The organism is Polaromonas sp. AER18D-145, from assembly GCF_002379095.1.
Lineage (GTDB): Bacteria > Pseudomonadota > Gammaproteobacteria > Burkholderiales > Burkholderiaceae_C > Polaromonas.
This window is the reverse complement of the sequence record NZ_NBZV01000035.1, coordinates 41,411-62,452: the sequence shown is the minus strand read 5'-3', so window position 1 is coordinate 62,452 and position 21,042 is coordinate 41,411. Positions and strand designations below refer to the sequence as shown.

Here is a 21,042-nt window from a genome sequence, read left to right as displayed (position 1 = left end):
CACTAGTTCCGACACCTCCCGCAATGCAGCACTGTTCGAGCGCGCCAAAAAACTGATCCCCGGCGGTGTCAATTCGCCGGTACGCGCCTTCAAGGCCGTCGGCGGCACCCCGCGATTCGTGCAGCGCGCCCAGGGCGCCTATTTCTGGGATGCCGACGGTCAGCGCTACATCGACTACATCGGCTCCTGGGGGCCGATGATCCTGGGCCATGGGCACCCCGCCGTTGTCGAGGCGGTGCAAAAGGCCGTGCTCGAGGGCTTCTCCTATGGCGCACCGACCGAACGCGAAGTGGAACTGGCCGAAGAGATCGTCAAGCTCGTGCCGTCCATCGAGATGCTGCGCCTGGTGAGCTCCGGTACCGAAGCAACCATGAGCGTGATCCGGCTGGCGCGTGGCGCCACCGGGCGCAGCAAGATCATCAAGTTCGAGGGCTGCTACCACGGTCACTCCGACGCGCTGCTGGTCAAAGCCGGCTCGGGCCTGGCAACCTTTGGCAGCCCGACCAGCGCCGGCGTACCGCCCGAAGTCGTGCAGCACACGCTGGTGCTCGAGTACAACCACATCGCCCAACTCGAAGAAGCTTTTTCAGTGCACGGCAAGGATCTGGCCTGCCTGATGATCGAGCCGATTGCCGGCAACATGAACTTTGTGCGCGCCAGTGTTCCGTTCATGAAGCGCTGCCGCGAGCTCTGCACGCAATACGGCGCGCTGCTGGTGTTCGACGAAGTCATGACCGGCTTTCGCGTCGCCCTCGGTGGCGCGCAAAGTCTTTATGCGCAAAGCATTCCCGGCTTCCAGCCCGACATGACCGCGCTGGGCAAGGTCATCGGCGGCGGCATGCCGATGGCCGCCTTTGGCGGCACGCGCGCGGTGATGGAACTGCTGGCGCCCCTGGGTTCGGTCTACCAGGCCGGCACGCTGTCGGGCAACCCGGTGGCCACGGCCTGCGGACTGGCGACCCTGCGCGAACTGCAAAAGCCCGGCTTTTATGAAGCGCTCGGTGAGCGCACCCGCAGCCTGGTCAGCGGCCTCACCCAAGCCGCGACCCAAGCCGGTGTTGCTTTTTGCGGCGACAGCGAAGGCGGCATGTTCGGCTTTTTCCTGCTGGACCAACTGCCGCAGAACTACGCCACGGTGATGACGACCGACAGCCCGGCCTTTAACCGCTTCTTCCACGCGATGCTGGATCAGGGCGTGTATTACGCGCCGGCGCTCTATGAAGCCGGTTTTGTGAGTTCGGCGCACACGGCGGCCGACATCGCCGAGACCGTCGAGGCTGCCGCCCGGTTTTTTGCTGCACGCTGAACGCCGCGCAAGCCCGCCAAAGAACAGGCTTCGGCCAACTCAGCCCGGGCGGGCGCTCCAAGCGCTATGAATTCAATAGCTGACTGCGCCCGTAAAATATGGGCTACAGGCAATTTTTATCAATAAAATCCGATTCAATGCCGGAAGTGCCGCACGCCGCTGAGCACCATCACCACGCCGCGTTCGTCGGCCGCATCGATCACTTCCTGATCACGCATGCTGCCACCCGGCTGGATCACGCAGTTCGCGCCCGCATCCACCACCACGTCGAGACCGTCGCGAAAAGGAAAGAAGGCGTCGCTCGCAACCGCCGTGCCCTTGAGCGACAGACCGGCATGCCCGGCCTTGATGCTGGCAATACGTGCCGAGTCCAGGCGGCTCATCTGTCCGGCGCCGACGCCCATGGTCATGCCATCGGCGCAAAACACGATGGCGTTGGACTTGACGTATTTGGCCACTTTCCAGGCGAACATCAGGTCCTGCAGCTGGGCCGGCGTCGGCTGCAGCTTGCTGACCACCTTGATGTCGGCCAGCGCCAGTTCGTGGTTGTCGGCGGTCTGCATCAGCAGGCCGGAACCGACACGCTTGACGTCCATCAGGTTGCGGCCCTGTTGCCACGCCGTGTCGCCGCCCGGCGGCAGGTCGATCTGCAAAATCCGCACATTGACCTTGGTTTTGAACACTTCGAGTGCTTCGGGCGTGAAGGCCGGGGCCATCAACACCTCGACAAACTGTTTGGAGATCTGATGCGCCGCCGTTTCGTCGAGCGTGCAGTTCAGCGCGATGATGCCGCCGAAGGCCGAGGTCGGGTCGGTCTTGAAGGCCTTGCTGTAGGCTTCCAGCGCATCGGCGCCGATGGCCACACCGCAGGGGTTGGCGTGTTTGACGATGACGCAGGCCGGTCCGGTAAAACTCTTGACACACTCCCAGGCAGCGTCCGCATCGGCGATGTTGTTGTAGGAGAGTTCCTTGCCCTGCAACTGTTTGGCTGTCACGAGCGAGCCCGGCGCCGGATACAGGTCGCGGTACAGCGCGGCCTGCTGATGCGAGTTTTCGCCGTAACGCAGGTCCTGCACCTTGATGAAGCGGCCATTGGCCTGGCCGGGAAACAGGCTGTGCGTGCCATCGGGCTGGATGCCCGAGAGGTAGTCGCTGATGGCGCCGTCGTACTGGCTGATGCGGTTGAACGCGGCCACCGACAGGGCGAATTTGGTGGCATCGGCCAGCTTGCCGGTCGCCTTGATCTCCTGAAGCACGCCGGCGTACTGCGAGGCGTCGGTCAGCACACCGACATCTTTCCAGTTCTTGGCGGCCGAACGCACCATGGCCGGGCCACCGATGTCGATGTTTTCGATCGCGTCTTCCAGCGTGCAGCCGGCCTTGGCGACGGTGGCTTCAAACGGGTAGAGGTTGACGACCAGCAGGTCGATGGTGTCGATGCCGTGGGTTTTCAGCGCGGCCATGTGTTCGGGCACCTCGCGGCGCGCCAGCAGGCCGCCGTGCACCATCGGGTGCAGGGTCTTGACGCGGCCATCGAGCATCTCCGGGAAACCCGTCAGTTCGGCGACCTCGGTCACGGGCAGCTTTTCGTCGGCCAGCAGCCGGGCGGTGCCGCCGGTGGAGATCAGCTTGATGCCGAGGGCGTGCAACGCGCGTGCGAAGTCAACAATGCCGGTTTTGTCGGAGACGGAAATCAGGGCGTTCATGCGTGTCTTTGGTTTCTGGGAATGGGGTGCGACGATCGGGTCACTTGATCAGCTTGTGTTCAACGAGTTTTTTGCGCAGGGTGTTGCGGTTCAGGCCCAGCCATTCGGCTGCGCGCGACTGGTTGTGGTCGGCATACTGCATCACCACCTCCAGCAACGGCTTTTCGACCACCCGCACCATCATGTCGTACATGCCGTCCGGCTCCGTGCCGCGCAAGTCCCTGAAATAACCTTCCAGGCTGGTGCGTACGCATTCTTCTATGTGTTTCTTGCTCATGCGGGCTCCCCTTCCTTCTTTTTCTGTTCTGCATTGTCGCCGACTGCCGGCTGCGCCATGCCGGCACCCACCACGGGCATGCGGTCCATGCGCAGGCCGAGCCCGTCAAAAAAGTCCGCCACCGCCTGCCATTGCGCCTCGCTGTCCTCCAGCAGGTTCATGCGGCTGCGGAAAGCCTCGCCACCCGGCAGCGTCCTGACATACCAGCCGATGTGCTTGCGTGCCGACCTGACGCCGCTGAAGTCGCCGTAGAGTGTGTAGTGGTCCAGCAGGTGATCGAGCAGCAGGCGTTTGACCTCGGCCACCAGCGGCGGCGCAAGATGCGTGCCGGTCGCCAGGAAATGCGCAATTTCGCGAAAAATCCAGGGGCGGCCCTGGGCAGCACGGCCCACCATCACCGCATCGGCACCGGTGTAGGCCAGCACATCGCGGGCTTTCTCGGGCGTGTCGATGTCACCGTTGGCGACCACCGGAACGGCGACCGCAGCCTTGACGGCGGCAATCGTGTCGTACTCGGCCTGGCCCTTGTAACCCTGCTCACGCGTGCGGCCGTGGACCGTGAGCATCTGCACGCCCGCATCTTCAAAGGCACGCGCCAGGGCGACGGCGTTTTTATGCGATTCGGCCCAGCCGGTGCGCATTTTCAGGGTCACGGGCACGCCGCGCGGCGCGCAGGCGGCCACCACCGCCTGGACGATGGCCAGGGCGAGCGGCTCGTCCTGCATCAGGGCGGAGCCGGCCCACTTGTTGCAGACCTTCTTGGCCGGGCAACCCATGTTGATGTCGATGATCTGCGCGCCGCGGTCGATGTTGTAGGCAGCGGCCTCGGCCATCATCTGCGCGTCGGTGCCGGCAATCTGCACCGCAATCGGCGCCACTTCCCCGTCGTGGTTGGCACGGCGCGAGGTCTTCAGGGTGTCCCACAGGTCGCGCCGCGAAGTGACCATTTCACTGACCGCATAACCCGCCCCCCCGGCCTTGCACAGACGCCGGAACGGACGGTCGGTGACACCCGCCATCGGCGCGGCAAACAGGTTGTTCGCCAAAACGTAGGGGCCGATGTTCATGGGAATGGGAGGCAAGGTGTGGGTGCTCAAAAACGAGGCACGATTGTAACTGCCCAAAATTTCAGCAATTGAAATCTGGACAAGAGGCGTGCAAGCCGGCTCCAGGGCCAGAACGCGGGCGCACTGCCTATACTCGCCCCAGATGGAACTCTGGATACAACACCTGATAGAGGCCCTGGCTCTGCCCGAGTACGGCTTGAGCACGGTGTTTGTGGTCTCGTTCGTCTCCGCCACCTTGCTGCCGCTGGGTTCGGAACCGGTGGTCTTCGGCCTCGTCAAGCTCAGCCCGCACCTGTTCTGGCCGGCCGTGCTGGTGGCCACGGCGGGCAACACCCTGGGCGGCGTGCTCGACTGGTGGCTGGGTTATGGCGCCCACAAGGTGGTGGACAAGTATTCGCACTCCTCACACCACAGCCGGGCCATCCGCTGGCTGGAAAAACTGGGCCCCAAAGCCTGCCTGCTGGCCTGGCTGCCCGGGGTCGGTGACCCGCTTTGCGCGGTGGCGGGCTGGCTCAAGTTTCCGTTCTGGCCCTGTGTGGCCTACATGGCCATCGGAAAATTTGCGCGTTACGTGACGATGACAGGCGCACTGGTCTGGGCCTTTCCGGGCAGCATCCGCTTTCTGGGCGGGTAGAACATGGCCCCCACGGTCGCTCACTGATTTCCCGTTCGTCCTGAGCCTGTCGAAGGATGCCCCACTAGGGGGCCGCTGCGCCTGCGGACTGGCAGAGCCAGATTCGCGGCCCCTGCTTGTATTTTTACGCCTGTGCCACCCGGCGGCGGCCCTAAAACCGTTCGTGCGACTGCAGATAGCGCCACTGCCCGACCGGCAGGCTGCTCATGGACACACGCCCGACACGGATGCGCTTCATCGCCTGCACGGCGAGTCCGACGCTTTCACACATGAAGGCAATTTGCCCGGGGCGTTCACCCTTGAGCGCAAAACGCAGACGGGTCTCGTTTTGCCAGCTCACCTTCGCCGGCGGCAACAACACCCCGTTGAAGGTAAACCCATGGTCGATGCGGTTGAGCCGCTGCAGGCCGCCCGGCGCGATGGTGCCGGTCACGTCCACGATGACCTCGTGTTCCATGACCGCGGCGTCCTCGCTGAGCTTGCGCGCCACGCGCCAGTCCTGCGTAAAAACCACCAGGCCGCCGGCCGGGGTGGCCAGTGGTGTCTCCAGCGTCAATGCACTGACATGTTTTTTCAGGGGCCGGATGCCCGAGCGGTCGTCTTTCGCGTGGTTGGCCGGCACCAGCAACTGTGCAGCCGGGTTGGCAGGGCGCTTGCTCCCTGCATCCAGGCCGGCCTCGTAGCCTGGCGGCTTGTTCAGCAGCAGCGTCACCGGCGTCAGCGCCAGCAGGCTGGCGTCCGGGTCGAGTTCGACTTTCTGGTCCAGCACGCGGTGCTGCGGCTCTTCCACGACCACGCCGTCGACGCGCACCCAGCCGCCTTCGATGTACTGCTCGGCTTCGCGGCGCGAGCAGTTGAGCATGTGGGCCAGGTGTTTGGCGAGGCGGACGGGTTCTGTCATGCGATCTGCTCGGTCCTTTCAAGCGCCACCGTCGAACCGGCTTCGCCGGGCGACAGGAGGCGTCCCCTGCAAGGGGAGGATGGGCTACACGCAGTGAGCCCAGGCAGGGGTGTGCTCATCAGCTGCTGAACAGGAAATTCATCACGTCGCCGTCCTTGACGATGTATTCCTTGCCTTCACTGCGCATCTTGCCCGCATCCTTGGCGCCCTGCTCGCCCTGGTAGGTGATGAAGTCGTCAAAGGCAATGGTCTGGGCGCGGATGTAGCCCTTTTCAAAATCGGTGTGGATCACGCCGGCCGCCTGCGGACCGGTGTCGCCGACATGGATGGTCCAGGCGCGCACCTCTTTCACACCGGCGGTGAAGTAGGTCTGCAGGCCCAGCAGCTTGTAGGCAGCGCGGATCAGGCGGTTCAGCCCGGGTTCTTCCTGGCCGATCTCGGCGAGGAACATTTTTTTGTCCTCTTCCTCCATGTCGGCCATCTCGGCTTCCATCTTGGCGCAGATGGCCACGACAGGCGCATTCTGGCTCGCCGCGTAGGCACGCAGCTTGTCCAGGAAAGGGTTGTTTTCAAAGCCGTCTTCGGCCACGTTGCCGACGAACATGGCCGGCTTGGCGGTGATCAGGAAAAACTGCTTGAGCAGCGGCAGCTCTTCCTTGCTGAACTCCAGCGTGCGCACGGGTTTGGCTTCGTTGAGGGCGGCCTGGCATTTTTCCAGAATCGCGACGAGCTTGATCGACTCCTTGTCGCCCGAGCGCGCGGTTTTCGTCACGCGGTGAAGGGCTTTTTCAACCGCCGCCAGATCCGCCAGGCACAGCTCGGTCTGGATCACCTCGATGTCGGAAATCGGGTCCACCTTGCCGGCCACGTGGATCACGTTATCGTCCTCAAAGCAGCGCACGACGTTCACAATCGCATCGGTCTCGCGGATATGCGCAAGAAACTTGTTGCCCAGACCCTCGCCGGTGCTGGCGCCTGCCACCAGGCCGGCAATGTCGACGAACTCGACAATCGCGGACTGGATCTTCTCGGGCTTGACGATGGCCGCCAGCGCTGCCAGCCGCGAATCCGGCACTTCCACGATGCCGACGTTGGGCTCAATCGTGCAAAAGGGATAGTTTTCGGCCGCGATACCGGCCTTGGTCAAGGCGTTGAACAGGGTCGATTTACCGACGTTGGGCAAGCCCACGATGCCACATTTCATGAAATTTCCTTATAAATCAAACCCCTTTTGCACGATGGCACCTAACACAGGCAGCATGGAAGTGCCCGATAAGAGCGCGATGCGCAACCGGCCTGACTTACCGAGAAACCGAGCCTGAAATGCCCGAATTCCTCGATTTTTTGCCCTCGTTTTGCCTTGGGGGTAACTGGTGCCGATTGTACTGATCAGCGAATCCTGGCTACTTCGCGCGACCGCAACCGATGGACGCATCCTCAGGGATCGGTGATCTTTGCGGCTTCGGAAAAGAAGATTAGCCCAATAACTTGCTCCAGGTTCCGACGTTATGAACGTTCCGGTAGCCCTTCTTCCTCAGCATCAGTTTTGCCATTCCACTTCGTGTTCCACTGGCACAGCAGAGAACAACCGGGGTGGACTTGGGTATCTCACCGAGCCTGCCGCCCAACTCCTGCAGGGGGATGTTGATTGTTCCAGGGGCGTGCCCATTTGCGAACTCCCCGGCTGATCTGACGTCAACAAAGATCGCGCCGCTCTTCTTGAGTTCTGGCAGCATGGCAATGACTCTTTTTGAATTCCACCACTTGTACGAAAACCAAAGAACCAGAGCCATGAATGGCCAGTACTTTTGAAAAAGACCCAGAAAATCCATATATATCCTTGTTGGACTGAATTGATGAAGTTGTCGTGGATAAGCGAAGTCCGGCGGAGTGCGCTTGCCCCTTGCGGATCAGTTGTTTCGGCAGGCCACTCGGGGCCGACAAGTCCCAAAAACAGCCTCTCTTTCATGATGGCCTCTTCCAGTTGATGCGTTTTCGACTGGCGCTTTTGTCCTGGCTTTGTCGCCTGATCTTGATGAGTTCCCGGAAGGGCTTGAGACCATTGGCCTTTTCAGATCGTCCAGCCTGACGGGGTAGTTTTCCGCTGCAAGGCCCGCCTTGGTCAAGGCGCTGAACAGGGTCGATTTACCGAGTTGGGCAAGCCTACAATACCGCACTTCAGACTCATGAAAAACCTTCAAAAACAGGCTGAGAAGTGTATGCGATACGCAGCAGGCCGGGGAATCGGCTTGCTGACAGCCCTGCTTCTGGCTGCATTCCTCAGCCTGCTGGGTACGACCAGCCAGGCCCAGCCGCTGGTCGTTCTGGACGACAACACCCCTGTGGCTGACCTGCAGGCAAGCAGCCTGGTGTGGGTGGATGCCGATGCCGGTGCAACGATCGAACAGATGGTCGCGGGCGACTTCCGACGTTTGATGCGCCCTGCCCGGACAAACGTCCACTACACCCTCGGCCCCGAAGCTGCGCTGTGGCAGCATTTCCGCTTCAAAAGGTCAGTCGACTCCAGGCAGGACTGGCTGCTGGAGTTCCCCTTTCCCATGCTCGACCTGGTGACCGTGTTTCAGCGCGACCGCGCGGGTCGCTGGACCAGCCAGACGGCAGGCGACACTGTGGCTGTCTCCAGCTGGCCCGAACCGGGCCGCCATGCGCAATTTCACCTGGCGTTGGAAAACGAAACAGCGCATGACGTGTATGTCCGCATCAAGCATGTGACGCCGGCCCATTTTCCGGTCAATGCCATCTCCGGCCAGGCCCGCAGCCATCAGCTGCAGTTCGACTACATGGTCATTGGCGTGGTGTTCGGTACCCTGCTTCTGCTGATTGTGGCCGGCGCCGGGCAAAGCTGGGTCTACCGCGACTGGGCTTACGGCTGGTACGCCATCTACGCCACCATCATGGCCCTGGTCGTCGCGACCACGAGTGGCATGGCCGGTCACCTTCTGTGGAGCAACTTTGCGGACTGGAACAACGCCGCCCAAGGCGTGCTGGGCCTGCTGGGCGGCAGCGCGGCCCTGCTGGCCGTTCGCAAGCTGTGCGGCATCGCCGGCCGCCACCGCTGGTTTGACCAGACGGTTTACGCCACCGGCCTGGCCGGCCCGTTTCTGGCTTTTGCCTACGTCGGGCTGGACCGGCAATGGGGCGTCCACCTGATCGGCGCCTACCTGCTGGTGATCGTGGTGCTGGGACTGGCGACCGCCTACACCACGTGGCGGCGCCAGGACGTGGTGGGCGCCTGGGTGCTGGTGGCCTGCACCCCGCTGGCACTGAGCACCGCGCTGGCAGCGGCCCGGATTTTTGGCTGGGTGCCGACTTCCTGGCCGTCGCAATATGCCTTCATGTTGTCGCTCGCCGTCGAGGTGCCCTTGCTGCTGGTGGCCCTGAACATCCGTTCACGCGAAAGGCATGGGGTCGAGGCACGCGAGCAGGCCATGGCCAGCCAGGATGCGCTTACCGGCCTGCTGGCCAGGCATCTCTTTGAAGACCGGCTCAAGCAGGTCGTGTCCCGCGCCAAACGCCACAGGGAACCGGTCGCCGTGGTGTACGTGAAACTGGTGAACTACGACTACGTCAAACGTAACTACGGTATCGCCGTAGCGGAGCAAAGCCTGCTGCGCAGCGTGATCAAGCTGCGCCGAATCATGCGCGAAATCGACACCGCGGGCCGGGTCGATGAAGCATGTTTTGGCCTGATCATGGAAGGCGTCTCCTCGCGCGAGGTGATCACCGCCATGGCGGCGCGGAGTCGTCGGCTGCAAATCGACCGCAGCGGTCCATTTTTCACCGTCTTTTTGTCCCATAGCTGGGCTATGGGCCTGCAAATGCGGCAAAAACTGTCCTCGCTGGGGCCGATTTTCGCTTTCGACGCCCCAAGCCCGACAGGCTCCTAGGCACCGGCAAGGCTCAGTCGAAGTTGTAGCTGGCCGTGACGCTTTGCCCCACCCTGAGCAGGTGGTCGTTGCCCTGCAGCACGATGGCATTCATGCCAAAACTCACCGCTCCCTTGAGGCGCGGGTCCTGCCGGTAGTTCTGCAGGGTGTCGCCGACCTCGGGGCTGCTCTGCGCCGTGGCGGGGTCGATGTTGGGAATCGGGCAGCGCGGACAGGGCTTGACCGGCTTGAGCTGCGCCACGCCCTGTTCCGTCGCGATCTCCAGCAGGTCGAGCCGGTCTTCATCGTGCGGCGCCAGTTCGCTGGCACCGGGCGCATCGCCGATCACGATATTCGGCCGGAAGCGTGCCATGCCGACGGCGGCATGAGCGCCGGCCCGCAGTTTGTCATTGAGGCCTGCCAGCGAGGCCTCGCTGAGCACCAGCACCGGGTAGCCGTCGCTGAACTGGTTGAGGGCTTCCACGCCTCCGGTCCACTGCGGTTGGGACGCGCGCCTCTCATCAGGATCAAAACGGACCAGCCTGACCTTGGCGCCGAGAAAATCGCTGAACCACTGGGCAGCGATGGGCCCCATGTCGTAAGCCTTGACCTCGTCGTCCCAGATCGTCACGCGCACCGGCCCCTCTACCTGGTCGAGGGCGATATGCAGCGCCAGCATGCCAGGTGCGCGCAGAACCATGTCGTGGTACTTGAGTTGGGGCTGAATCAGCGCCATGCGCGGCAGCTCACGCTGCGTCAGGAAGGCGCCTTGCGCATCAACCACCATCCAGGCCCGGTCAAACTCCAGCCCGGTCTCCGTCAGCAGTGCTTCCTGCACCTGCACCCCGGCGCAGGACTTGACGGGATAAACCCACAGCCCGGTAATCACCGCCCCGACGTCACCCGACGCGGGGCTCGATGTTTCGCTCATTGATTCACGCACGTGTCAAACCCTTCAAAAATTCAGTTCAAGATGCACTGACTGGGGACGATTTTGCCCTGCCTTCTAAAATGAGCCATGTCCAAGCCTTTTGATGTGTGTATCCGCGGTGGCGGTGTGGTCGGCCGTACCCTGGCGCTGCTGCTGGCGCGCGAGCGCCTGCACGTGGCGCTGGTTGCCCGGCCCGCGCCGGCCGGCAACCCGGCGGAACCCGCCGTCCCGCAGGATGTGCGGGCCTACGCCCTCAACAGCGCCTCGCGGCAACTGCTGGCCTCGCTGCGGGCTTGGCCCGATGCGCCTGCAGCCACGCCGGTGCTGGAAATGCGCGTCTGGGGCGACGACGGGGGCCGGCTTGATTTTGCAGCCCCGCAAGGCAGCACCGACCCGGCCCTGGCCTGGATCGTCGATGTACCGGCGCTGGAGCAGCAGTTGGCCGAAGCCGTGCGTTACCAGCCGCAGATAGAAACCGTGGAGGCGCCTGTCAAGGCCGCGCTCACGGTGATTTGCGAGGGCCAGAAAAGCACCAGCCGCAACGAGTTCGGTGTGCAATGGATCATCAAGCCCTATCCGCAAAAAGCCATTGCCGCCCGCCTGCAAAGCGACGTGGCGCACCGGGGTGTGGCCCGCCAGTGGTTCCACAACGGCGAAATTCTGGCTCTTTTGCCGATTGGCGGTGCCGACGGGAACTCTGTGGCGCTGGTCTGGTCTGTCTCTGTAGAGCGCGCAGCCGCGCTTGAGAAGTTGAATCCGGAAGAATTTTCCGCAGCAGTGCAAACCGTCTGCGGCGCCGAAGCAGGTTGCCTGCAGTTGGCGAGCAGCCTGTCGAGCTGGCCACTGGCGCTGTCGCGGGCCGAACGCTGGGTCGGTCCGGGCTGGGCGCTGGCCGGGGACGCCGCCCATGCCGTGCATCCGCTGGCGGGCCAGGGCTTGAACCTGGGCCTGGCCGATGCGGCCGGACTCGCGGCCGTGATTCACGGGCGCGAATACTGGCGCGGTCTGGGCGACGAAAAGCTGTTGCGGCGTTATGAACGTTCGCGCAAGGCCGATGTGGCGGCCATGGGCGCGGTGACGGATGGATTACACGGCCTGTTCGCGCAAAACGACGCGCGCTGGCAGGCTTTGCGCAATTGGGGCATGAAGGGCTTTGCACGCAGCGGACCGCTGAAGGAATGGGTCACGCGTCAGGCCATGGGTTCATCGCCGCACCGCCCGGGATGAGCGGCCCTTGGGCGGGGCGGGGCAAGACACGGAAAGAAGCGCTGTGAAAAGCGTGAGAGTTCATCACACAGACTGGAAAACAATGACACTGTTCAAGACCATCCTGACCGGCACACTGCTGGCCCTGAGCCTGGGCGCCTTTGCGCAGGAAGCGGCCATCCGCAAGAACCTGGCCGAGCGCCTGCCGAACCTGCCCAGGATCGACGAGATCAACAAGACACCCATGGCCGGCCTGTATGAGGTGCGCGTCAACGGCAGCGATATTTTCTACACCGATGCCGAAGGCAACTACCTGATCCAGGGCAACCTGATCGACACCAAGGTCAGGCGCAACCTGACGGAAGAACGCGTCGACAAGCTCAACGCCGTGTCTTTTGATGCGCTCCCGCTGAAAGACGCCTTCACCATTGTGCGCGGCAACGGCAAGCGCAAGGTGGCCGTGTTTGAGGACCCGAACTGCGGCTATTGCAAGCGTTTTGAACGTGACATGCAAAAGGTCAGCGACGTGACCATCTACATGTTCCTGTATCCCATCCTGAGTGCGGATTCGGCGGAAAAGTCCAAAAACATCTGGTGCGCCAAGGACAAGGCCAAGGCCTGGCAGGACCTGATGGTGCGTGACCAGCCGGTGGCCAATGCCAGCTGCGACGCCGGCGCGGTGGCGCGCAACGTCGAGTTCGGCAAAAAATACCGCATCACCGGCACGCCGACGCTGATTTTTGCCGACGGCTCGCGCGTGCCTGGCGCCATCAGCGCCCAGCAGGTCGAGAAATACCTGACCGACGCCAAGGTCCAGTAAACCCGGCCCGCACCGCCTGGGTTCATGCACAAAACAAACCTTCCGCCCTTTGCAGTCGGGCGGTAGCCGCTCTTTTTTCAATAGCAATCAATCCAGCCGCCGGGACACCAGGGCGCGCTCCGGCCGGTACGGTATTCTTTGCGCCTATGCCTAAACCTTCCGCCAAGCCCTCCGGAACGCCATCCGTCGGGGTCCACTACCGCGTCGAGATCGCCGACCTCCACGCCCATCTGTTCCGTGTCACCCTGACCATTGCCCGGCCCGCCGCGCTGCAGCGGGTGGCGCTGCCGGTGTGGATTCCCGGCAGTTACCTGGTGCGCGAATTTTCGAAAAACCTGCAGGGCCTGCGGGCACGGCAAGGTGCCCGGGCGCTGCCTGCCGGCCAGATCGCGCAGCTCGACAAATGCGGCTGGCAGATCCGCTGCAACGCGGACAAGTCGCTGGTGCTGGTCTACGAGGTCTATGCCAACGACAACTCGGTACGCACGGCCTCGCTGGACGCGGGACGCGGCTTCTTCAACGGCAGCTCCCTGTGCCTGCGGGTCGATGGCCAGGACCAGGCGCCGCACCTGCTTGAAGTGGTGGCCGCGCCGGCCATCAGCGGCTGGTCCGTGGCCACCGGACTGAGCCCGCTGAAGGTCAACAAGCAGGGTTTTGGCAGCTACCTGGCCGCCCACTACGACGAGCTGGTGGATTGCCCGGTCGAGATGGGGAGCTTCTGGAGCGGCTCTTTTGTGGCCTGCGGTGTGCCGCACCGCTTTGTGGTGGCCGGCGCCACGGCCAGCTTTGACGGCGCCCGGCTGCTTGCCGATGCCCGGAAAATCTGCGAAGCCCAGATACGCTTCTGGCACGGCGGCAAAAAGCCGCCGTACAAAAATTACCTTTTCATGCTCAATGCGGTGGACGACGGCTACGGCGGGCTGGAGCACCGCAATTCCACCGCGCTGATCTGCAAACGCCAGGACTTGCCGCGCCTGGGCAGCAGCAAGCTCCCCGAGGGGTACACCACGCTGCGCGGGCTGATCAGCCATGAATATTTCCACACCTGGAACGTCAAGCGCCTGCGCCCCGCAGAGTTCGGCAACTACGACTACGGCCGTGAAAACTACACGCAGCTGCTCTGGTTTTTTGAAGGCTTCACCAGTTACTACGACGACCTGGTCCTGTGCCGCGCCGGCCTGATCGATGAAGCGGCCTATCTGAAACTTCTGAACAGGACCATCAACCAGGTCATGCAGACCCCGGGGCGGTTGGTGCAGTCGGTGGCACAGGCCAGTTTTGACGCCTGGGTCAAGTATTACCGCCAGGATGAAAACACGCCGAATGCCACGGTCAGCTATTACACCAAGGGCGCGTTGGTCGCCCTGTGTTTTGACCTGAGCCTGCGCGCTGAAAGCAAGAGCGCCACACCGGCCACGCTGGACGACGTGATGCGCAGCCTGTGGCTGCGTTGCCGCGGCGGCGTGATGAGCGAAGCGGATTTCGCCGCCGCACTGCTGGAGGTCGGCGGCCGCTCCTACGCGGCGGAAATCGCCAGCTGGGTGCATGGGACGGGCGAGCTGCCGCTGAAAGACCTGCTGCAACGCCACGGCGTCGCCGTGCTGGAGGAGCCGGCGCAGCTGGCGCAGGCGCTGGGCCTGCGGGTACAGGAAACGGGCGGCATCCAGATCAAGACGGTATTGCGCGGCGGTGCGGCCGAACGTGCCGGGTTTGCCGCCGGCGACGAGTGGCTAGGCCTTGAAACACCTGTGACCGGCAAGAGCCGGAAATCGGCCCAGCCGTCCACCCCGGGCTGGCGCCTGGGCAAGCTCGATGAATTGCCGTTTTACGCCGGACCCACCAAAAAGATCACGGCGCTGGTCGCGCGCGACAAGCGCCTGCTTCGGCTCGAGTTGACGATGCCGCCAGACACAACCACCTGGCGGTTGCTGGCCAAGGACGCGGCCCTGGTGAAAAAGTGGCTGGTGTCCGCCGCCTGAGCCCGGGCCTCAGCCAACAGGCATCTGCGCTTCGATTTTGGCCACAAAACGCTCTGCTTCGGCACTGCCCTTGATCTCGCGAACAATCTCGCGGGCCCGCTTGATCACGGCGACAAAATCGGCGAGGTCCCGCGCGCCCTCGATCTTGATGCACAGCGGCTCGGCCATCGGACCGAGCAGGTGCTCCAGCAAATGCGAGGAGAAACGCTGCGCCTGCGCCAGGTTGGCCGCGCGCTGCGGCGGTGCGGCCGCTGCCGGCTGCTGCGGGGCACCGGCCGGTTCCAGCGCGGCCGGCATGGTTTTTCCCTCGACCACTGCCGGCTCGACCAGACCCTCGGCTTCAAGTTCTGAAAGACGCCCCGGATCGCCCAACGCCGAGGCCATGGTCGTCAGTTCTGCATAGGTTCTTTTGCCATCAACCATGATCAACAGGGAGCGCAGTCTGGGGGCCAGGCCTGAATGCCGGTCTGCAATCGCCTCCGTCCCCTTCTGTGTCTTGTGATAAATCACTTGCTTGTCGGGCATGGCAACCTCCTGTAACTAGTTGTCAAACCAGTCTAGAACCAAAACAGTACAACGTCGAGAGGGTGCTTACCCCGGAAAAACCCGGAAAAAGAGGCGCTCAGTTCCGGCGGTCCAGCACCCGCTTGGCCTTGCCCAGACTGCGCTCCACACCGCCCTCGGCACGCAACTCGATATCCACACTGGTCCCGATGTAGGCCTTGATCTCATGCTGCAGCACATCAGCCGCTGCCCGCGCGGACGGGCTGTCGGGCGCCAGGCCGGGGCGGGTCTCCACCGCCACACGCAGGCTGTCCATGTTGCCCTCGCGGGTCAGAATGCATTGGTAATGCGGCGCAAGCTCATGGCGCTTGAGAATCAACTCCTCGATCTGCGTTGGAAACACGTTGACGCCGCGCACAATCATCATGTCGTCGCTGCGGCCCGTGATCTTCTCCATGCGGCGCATGCTGCGCGCCGTGCCGGGCAACAGGCGCGTGAGGTCGCGTGTCCGGTAGCGGATGATGGGCAGCGCTTCCTTGCTCAGGCTGGTGAACACCAGCTCGCCGATCTCGCCGTCGGGCAGCAGTTCACCGCTGACGGGATCGATGATCTCGGGGTAGAAATGGTCCTCCCAGATGGTCGGGCCGTCCTTGGTTTCCACACACTCGCTGGCCACGCCCGGGCCGATGACCTCGCTCAGGCCATAGATGTCCACGGCATCGATACCCATGCGTTTTTCAATCGCAAGGCGCATGTCGTTGGTCCAGGGTTCGGCACCAAAAATGCCGATGCGCAGGCTGGCGTCGGCGGCGGACAGCCCCTGCTTTTCAAACTCATCGGCGATCGCCAGCATGTAGCTGGGCGTCACCATGATGATGTCGGGCTTAAAATCGGTGATCAGCTGCACCTGCCGTTCGGTCTGCCCGCCGCCAAACGGCACGACGGTCAGGCCCAGTTTCTCGGCACCGTAGTGCGCGCCCAGCCCGCCCGTGAACAGGCCGTAGCCGTAGCTGATGTGCACCAGGTCGCCGGGGCGCGCACCCGCCGCGCGTATGCTGCGGGCGACACAGCCGGCCCACATGTCCACGTCATTCTTTGTGTAGGCCACCACGGTCGGCTTGCCGGTGGTGCCGCTGGACGCGTGAATACGCACACACTGCTCGCGCGGCACCGCAAACATGCCGAAGGGATAGCTGGCGCGCAGGTCGTGTTTGGTGGTGAAGGGAAACTTCGCCAGGTCGGCCAGCGACTTGCAGTCCCCCGGATGCACGCCCGCAGCATCGAACTTGGCCTTGTAGACCGGGGAATGCCGGTACGCATGCTGCAGCGTGGACTGCAGGCGCTTGAGCTGCAGGGCGCGCAGTTCGTCGAGGCTGGCCTTTTCAATCGGTTCGAGCGGAAAACTTGTCATGCGGCCTCCGCACCGGTCACCGGGATGACGGTACCTGCAATCTGTGCACTCTTGCCCCGGAACATCGCAACCACCTCGCCGCGCTGGTTGCTGACCTTCATGTCGTAAATCCCATGCCGGCCCTGCAGCGTCTGCTCCACCCCTTCACAGGTCAGCACATCGCCGAGCTGGCCGGGTTTGAGGAACTCGATGCTGCAACCCGCCGCCACCGCGACCAAGTTGCGGCTGTTGCAGGCAAAGGCAAAAGTCGAGTCGGCCAGCGTGAAGATCAGTCCGCCATGGCAGATCTTGTGGCCGTTGAGCATGGGCTCACGCACGGCCATGCGCATCACCGCACGGCCGGGCGCGCAGGACACCAGTTCCATCTGCATGAAGTCGCGCGAGGCACTGTCGGCGGCAAACATGGATTCGCCCACGGCGCGGGCCAGCTCTTGGGCATCCATCTAGTCGCCCCTGAACGCTGCCGGGCGCTTCTCGAGGAAGGCCATCACGCCTTCGATGTAATCGTGGGTGCGGCCCAGCGCCGACTGGGTGTCGCGCTCCTGGTCCAGCTGGGCATCCAGGCCCCGGCTGGCGCCCTCGCTGAGCAGGCGCCGCGTTTCGACGAGGGCGCGGGTCGGCATGACGGCCAGGCGCGCAGCCAGCGCCATCGCCTTGTCCAGGCAGTCTTCGCCCTCGGCGGCCACGTCCCAGATCATCCCCCACTCTTTCGCATCCTTCGCGCTGAGCTTGTCGCCCAGCATGGCCAGTCCCAGCGCCCGCGCCAGGCCCAGGCGCTTGACCAGAAACCAGGAGCCGCCCGCATCGGGCACCAGGCCGATCTTGCTGAAGGCCTGGATGAAGCTGGCACCGGGCGCCGCAATCGCCAGGTCGCAGGTCATGGCCAGCGAGGCGCCCGCCCCGGCGGCTACGCCGTTCACGGCGGCAATCGTCGGCACGCGCAGCTTCTGCAGGCGCCGCACCGTCGGGTTGAAGGCCTGGTCGATGATGGGGCCGGGGTCGGCACGTTCGACAAGGTTGGGGCCGGGCGCGAAGTCGAACTCGGCCAGATCGGCACCGGCACAGAAACCGCGGCCGGCGCCGGTGATCACGAGGGCACGCAGCGCTGGATCGGCCTCCACGGCGTCCAGCGCGGTCCAGAGTTGCTGGTGCATCTGGCGGGTAAAACTGTTCAGGGCCTGCGGCCGGTTCAGCGTCACGAGCGCCACGGCGCCCCGTGCGGACAACAGCACGGCAGGTTCGGAAGGGACATCGGTCATAAGCATCTCCTGCTTCGAATCTAGCATTAACCGACCGTCAGGTCGGTTAATGTTTTCCCTTGCTTTTCCACCTTGTGGCGCGCCGGCCAGGCAAAAGGATCGTGGCATGATTCAGCCTCAAAAGGAACCCGCCATGACTTATGAATTGATCCAGACCACCACCGAAGGCCGCGTGGCCATCGTCACCCTGAACCGGCCCAAACAACTCAATGCGCTCAACGACCAGCTGATGGACGAGCTGGGCGCTGCGCTCAAGGCTTTCGATGCGGACAACACCATCGGCTGCATGATCCTGACCGGCAGCGAAAAAGCCTTTGCGGCCGGCGCCGACATCGGTGCGATGGCGAGCTACAGCTTTGCCGACGTCTACAAGGGCGACTACATCACGCGCAATTGGGAGCAGATCCGCAGCATCCGCAAGCCGGTGATCGCCGCTGTCAGCGGCTTTGCACTTGGCGGCGGCTGCGAGCTGGCCATGATGTGCGACTTCATCATTGCCGCGGACAACGCCCGGTTCGGCCAGCCTGAAATCAAGCTCGGCATCATCCCCGGCTCGGGCGGCACGCAGCGCCTGCCGCGTGCGGTCGGCAAGGCCAAGGCCATGGACCTGGTCCTGACCGGCCGCATGATGGATGCGCTTGAGGCCGAACGCAGCGGGCTCGTCAGCCGTGTCGTGCCGCTGGACAAGCTCATGGCGGAAGCGCTGGCCGCCGCGCTGCAGATCTGCGACTACGGACAGATCGCCGTGATGGCCGCCAAGGAAGCCGTGAACCGCGCCTACGAAGGCACACTGGCCGACGGCATCATGTTCGAGCGGCGCCTGTTCCACGCGACCTTTGCCACCGAGGACCAGAAGGAAGGCATGGACGCTTTTGTCAACAAGCGCAAGCCAGTGTTTACAAATCGATAGCGTAACGGGGACTCCCGGCGCTTTCAGAAGTTTAATTACCGGGATGCAGGGCAAGGCGCACGGAGCGCAGGACACCGGAATGCACTTGGGTGCATGAGGATTCCGAGCACCGCGCAACGCCGCCATGCGCCCGGCAATTAGACTTATGAAAGAGCCGCTATAATATCGGTCGCGCGGTGATATAGCTCAGTTGGTTAGAGCGCAGCATTCATAATGCTGATGTCGGTGGTTCAAGTCCACCTATCACCACCACGGTTTCGCGGAGCCCCAGAGGTGTGATCCTCTGGGGCTTTGTTACTTCACAGCCTCTGGACATAAACCATGAAACGCTGCCTGCCCTCCCTGCCCCTGCCCGCCGCACTGATCGCCATCGTGATGACGCTGGTCAGCCTGTTCGCCATGCCGGCGCTGGCCCAGACCGATGAAGTCCCCAGCGTGCGCAATTTCCCCAAGGCCGCCCTGCGCGGCCTGCTGGTGGTCCGGGCACCGCCCGACATCAGCCTGAACGGCAAGGCCGACCGCCTGTCTGCCGGTGCCCGCATCCGCAACGTCAACAACAACTATGTGTTGTCGGGCGCCCTGCTGGGCCAGGAGCTGCTGGTCAACTACACCCGCGACAGCGCCGGTCTGGTGCACGAGGTCTGGGTGCTGACTGCTGAGGAAGCCAGGGAAAAACGCGCCGGCCTGTCCACGCGCAATTTCCTCTTCAGCTTCGAGGGCGAAGCCGCACCGCAGGACGACGGCAAGACCCCCTACAACCAGCTGCCCCGCTACAAGCAGTAGCCGGCTCCGCGCCGGCCCGCCAGCCGTTTTTCGAACAAAACAGGCCCCTAGCCCTTTATTGACGGTCGCAATAAGCTCCCATTTTGATAGCAAATCCATGAGCAAAAAAGTCTTTATCAAAACCTTCGGCTGCCAGATGAACGAGTACGACTCGGACAAGATGTCCGACGTGCTGCACGCCGCCGAAGGTTACGAGCCCACCAGCAATGTGGACGAGGCCGACCTGATCCTGTTCAACACCTGCTCGGTGCGCGAAAAGGCGCAGGAAAAGGTGTTCAGCGACCTCGGGCGCGTCAAACACCTGAAGAAAAAGGGCGTGCTGATCGGCGTCGGCGGCTGCGTGGCCAGCCAGGAGGGCGACGCCATCATCGAGCGCGCGCCGTATGTCGATGTGGTGTTCGGCCCGCAGACCCTGCACCGCCTGCCCGACCTGCTGGCCAGGCGCATCAGCCTGGGCAAATCGCAGGTGGACATCAGCTTTCCCGAGATTGAAAAATTCGACCACCTGCCGCCGGCCCGCGTGGAAGGCCCCAGCGCCTTTGTCAGCATCATGGAAGGCTGCTCCAAATACTGCAGCTACTGCGTCGTGCCCTACACGCGCGGCGAGGAAGTCTCGCGCCCGTTCGAGGACGTGCTGGTGGAAGTGGCGGGCCTGGCCGACCAGGGCGTGCGTGAAGTCACGCTGCTGGGGCAAAACGTCAACGCCTACCGCGGGCCCATGGGCAACACCGCCGACATCGCTGATTTCGCCACCCTGCTCGAATACGTCTCCGACATTCCCGGCATCGAGCGCATCCGTTATGTCACCAGCCACCCCAATGAGTTCACCCAACGCCTGATCGATGCCTATGGCAAGCTGCCCAAGCTGGTAAACCACCTGCACCTGCCGGTGCAGCACGGTTCCGACCGCATCCTGATGGCCATGAAACGCGGCTACACGGCGATGGAATACAAAAGCACCATCCGCAAACTGCGCGCGATCCGCCCCGACCTGGCCATGAGCAGCGACTTCATCGTCGGGTTTCCCGGCGAGACCGAGGACGACTTCGGCAAGATGATGAAGCTGATCGACGACGTCGGCTACGACACCTCGTTCAGCTTCATCTTCAGCCCGCGGCCCGGCACGCCCGCAGCCAACCTGCCCGACGATACGCCGCACGAGGTCAAGCTCGCGCGGCTGCAGCGCCTGCAGGCCGCCATCGACGACAGCGTGCGCGCCATCAGCGCCAGCCGCCAAGGCACGGTGCAGCGCATCCTCGTCGAAGGGGCGTCCCGCAAGGACCCGACCGAGCTGATGGGCCGCACCGAATGCAACCGCGTTGTCAACTTCAGGGGCCAGCCCCGGCTGATCGGCCAGATGGTGGACGTGACCATCACCGAAGCCTCACAACGCTCCCTGCGCGGCGAAGTGCTGCACCATGAAGAGCCCGCCCTGACCGTTTGAACCCACGCGCAGTACCC

General features: G+C 63.4%; 20 protein-coding genes, 1 tRNA gene and 1 pseudogene. 10 read left to right on the top strand and 12 right to left on the bottom strand.

Annotated elements, in window-relative coordinates:
* On the top strand, positions 1–1,306 hold a 1,306-nt coding region (hemL, locus tag B7G52_RS16585; RefSeq protein ID WP_371329031.1), incomplete at its 5' end, for a glutamate-1-semialdehyde 2,1-aminomutase.
* Between the two features lie 134 nt (positions 1,307–1,440).
* On the opposite strand, the gene purH is transcribed toward hemL, so the two are convergent.
* From purH to dusB, 3 genes are read right to left on the bottom strand one after another with little or no spacing between them, the layout of a single operon-like run.
* Positions 1,441–3,012: a bifunctional phosphoribosylaminoimidazolecarboxamide formyltransferase/IMP cyclohydrolase gene (gene purH, locus B7G52_RS16580; RefSeq protein WP_096698651.1), complete on the bottom strand. Its 1,572-nt coding sequence runs from the start codon at positions 3,010–3,012 to the stop codon at positions 1,441–1,443.
* A gap of 40 nt (positions 3,013–3,052) precedes the next feature.
* Complete coding sequence (locus tag B7G52_RS16575) at positions 3,053–3,289, bottom strand: Fis family transcriptional regulator (protein WP_096664580.1); 237 nt, start codon at positions 3,287–3,289, stop codon at positions 3,053–3,055.
* The gene (gene dusB, locus B7G52_RS16570; protein ID WP_096698650.1) at positions 3,286–4,356 is read right to left on the bottom strand and encodes a tRNA dihydrouridine synthase DusB; all 1,071 of its coding nucleotides are present in this window, start codon (positions 4,354–4,356) and stop codon (positions 3,286–3,288) included. Before dusB ends, B7G52_RS16575 begins: the two co-directional genes overlap by 4 nt.
* A 142-nt stretch (positions 4,357–4,498) precedes the next feature.
* On the opposite strand from dusB, the gene B7G52_RS16565 reads away from it, so the two are divergent.
* On the top strand, positions 4,499–4,990 hold the full coding sequence (locus B7G52_RS16565; protein WP_096698649.1) for a YqaA family protein: 492 nt from the start codon (positions 4,499–4,501) through the stop codon (positions 4,988–4,990).
* A gap of 151 nt (positions 4,991–5,141) precedes the next feature.
* On the opposite strand, the gene B7G52_RS16560 is transcribed toward B7G52_RS16565, so the two are convergent.
* From B7G52_RS16560 to B7G52_RS23665, 4 genes and pseudogenes are all read right to left on the bottom strand, one after another.
* Positions 5,142–5,891: an rRNA pseudouridine synthase gene (locus tag B7G52_RS16560; protein WP_096698648.1), complete on the bottom strand. Its 750-nt coding sequence runs from the start codon at positions 5,889–5,891 to the stop codon at positions 5,142–5,144.
* A gap of 118 nt (positions 5,892–6,009) precedes the next feature.
* Complete coding sequence (gene ychF, locus B7G52_RS16555; RefSeq protein ID WP_096698647.1) at positions 6,010–7,095, bottom strand: redox-regulated ATPase YchF; 1,086 nt, start codon at positions 7,093–7,095, stop codon at positions 6,010–6,012.
* 271 nt (positions 7,096–7,366) lie between these two features.
* A complete protein-coding gene (locus B7G52_RS16550) occupies positions 7,367–7,723 on the bottom strand; it encodes a rhodanese-like domain-containing protein (RefSeq protein ID WP_096698646.1) in 357 nt (118 codons plus the stop codon).
* 258 nt (positions 7,724–7,981) lie between these two features.
* Positions 7,982–8,079, bottom strand: a pseudogene (locus tag B7G52_RS23665) (GTPase); the annotation flags it as partial.
* Between the two features lie 31 nt (positions 8,080–8,110).
* Here B7G52_RS23665 and B7G52_RS16545 point away from each other — a divergent pair.
* Positions 8,111–9,799: a 7TM diverse intracellular signaling domain-containing protein gene (locus tag B7G52_RS16545; protein WP_170954791.1), complete on the top strand. Its 1,689-nt coding sequence runs from the start codon at positions 8,111–8,113 to the stop codon at positions 9,797–9,799.
* Between the two features lie 13 nt (positions 9,800–9,812).
* Here the strand turns inward: B7G52_RS16545 and B7G52_RS16540 are convergent, their stop codons facing one another.
* On the bottom strand, positions 9,813–10,709 hold the full coding sequence (locus B7G52_RS16540; protein WP_096698644.1) for an MOSC domain-containing protein: 897 nt from the start codon (positions 10,707–10,709) through the stop codon (positions 9,813–9,815).
* 87 nt (positions 10,710–10,796) lie between these two features.
* On the opposite strand from B7G52_RS16540, the gene B7G52_RS16535 reads away from it, so the two are divergent.
* The 3 genes from B7G52_RS16535 to B7G52_RS16525 all read left to right on the top strand — a co-directional run bounded on the left by B7G52_RS16535 (position 10,797) and on the right by B7G52_RS16525 (position 14,714).
* On the top strand, positions 10,797–11,936 hold the full coding sequence (locus B7G52_RS16535; protein WP_096698643.1) for an FAD-dependent monooxygenase: 1,140 nt from the start codon (positions 10,797–10,799) through the stop codon (positions 11,934–11,936).
* Between the two features lie 82 nt (positions 11,937–12,018).
* Complete coding sequence (locus tag B7G52_RS16530; protein ID WP_096698642.1) at positions 12,019–12,735, top strand: DsbC family protein; 717 nt, start codon at positions 12,019–12,021, stop codon at positions 12,733–12,735.
* A gap of 146 nt (positions 12,736–12,881) precedes the next feature.
* Positions 12,882–14,714, top strand: coding sequence for a M61 family metallopeptidase (locus B7G52_RS16525; RefSeq protein WP_096698641.1), 1,833 nt, complete (start codon positions 12,882–12,884; stop codon positions 14,712–14,714).
* Between the two features lie 9 nt (positions 14,715–14,723).
* On the opposite strand, the gene B7G52_RS16520 is transcribed toward B7G52_RS16525, so the two are convergent.
* From B7G52_RS16520 to B7G52_RS16505, 4 genes are all read right to left on the bottom strand, one after another.
* Complete coding sequence (locus B7G52_RS16520) at positions 14,724–15,239, bottom strand: hypothetical protein (protein WP_096698640.1); 516 nt, start codon at positions 15,237–15,239, stop codon at positions 14,724–14,726.
* A 97-nt stretch (positions 15,240–15,336) separates the two neighbouring features.
* Positions 15,337–16,629, bottom strand: coding sequence for a phenylacetate--CoA ligase PaaK (paaK, locus tag B7G52_RS16515; protein WP_096698639.1), 1,293 nt, complete (start codon positions 16,627–16,629; stop codon positions 15,337–15,339).
* Positions 16,626–17,072: a hydroxyphenylacetyl-CoA thioesterase PaaI gene (paaI, locus tag B7G52_RS16510; RefSeq protein ID WP_096698638.1), complete on the bottom strand. Its 447-nt coding sequence runs from the start codon at positions 17,070–17,072 to the stop codon at positions 16,626–16,628. The genes paaK and paaI overlap by 4 nt, the downstream gene beginning before the upstream one ends.
* Positions 17,073–17,888: an enoyl-CoA hydratase-related protein gene (locus B7G52_RS16505; RefSeq protein WP_096698637.1), complete on the bottom strand. Its 816-nt coding sequence runs from the start codon at positions 17,886–17,888 to the stop codon at positions 17,073–17,075.
* 133 nt (positions 17,889–18,021) lie between these two features.
* On the opposite strand from B7G52_RS16505, the gene B7G52_RS16500 reads away from it, so the two are divergent.
* From B7G52_RS16500 to miaB, 4 genes are all read left to right on the top strand, one after another.
* Positions 18,022–18,798: an enoyl-CoA hydratase gene (locus B7G52_RS16500; RefSeq protein WP_096698660.1), complete on the top strand. Its 777-nt coding sequence runs from the start codon at positions 18,022–18,024 to the stop codon at positions 18,796–18,798.
* 175 nt (positions 18,799–18,973) lie between these two features.
* Positions 18,974–19,050, top strand: a tRNA-Met gene (locus B7G52_RS16495).
* Positions 19,051–19,119: 69 nt separating this feature from the next.
* On the top strand, positions 19,120–19,581 hold the full coding sequence (locus B7G52_RS16490) for a hypothetical protein (RefSeq protein ID WP_240523498.1): 462 nt from the start codon (positions 19,120–19,122) through the stop codon (positions 19,579–19,581).
* A 97-nt stretch (positions 19,582–19,678) separates the two neighbouring features.
* Entirely contained in the window at positions 19,679–21,025 is a 1,347-nt protein-coding gene (miaB, locus tag B7G52_RS16485; protein ID WP_096698636.1) for a tRNA (N6-isopentenyl adenosine(37)-C2)-methylthiotransferase MiaB, read from the top strand.
* The last annotated feature ends 17 nt before the right edge of the window (positions 21,026–21,042 follow it).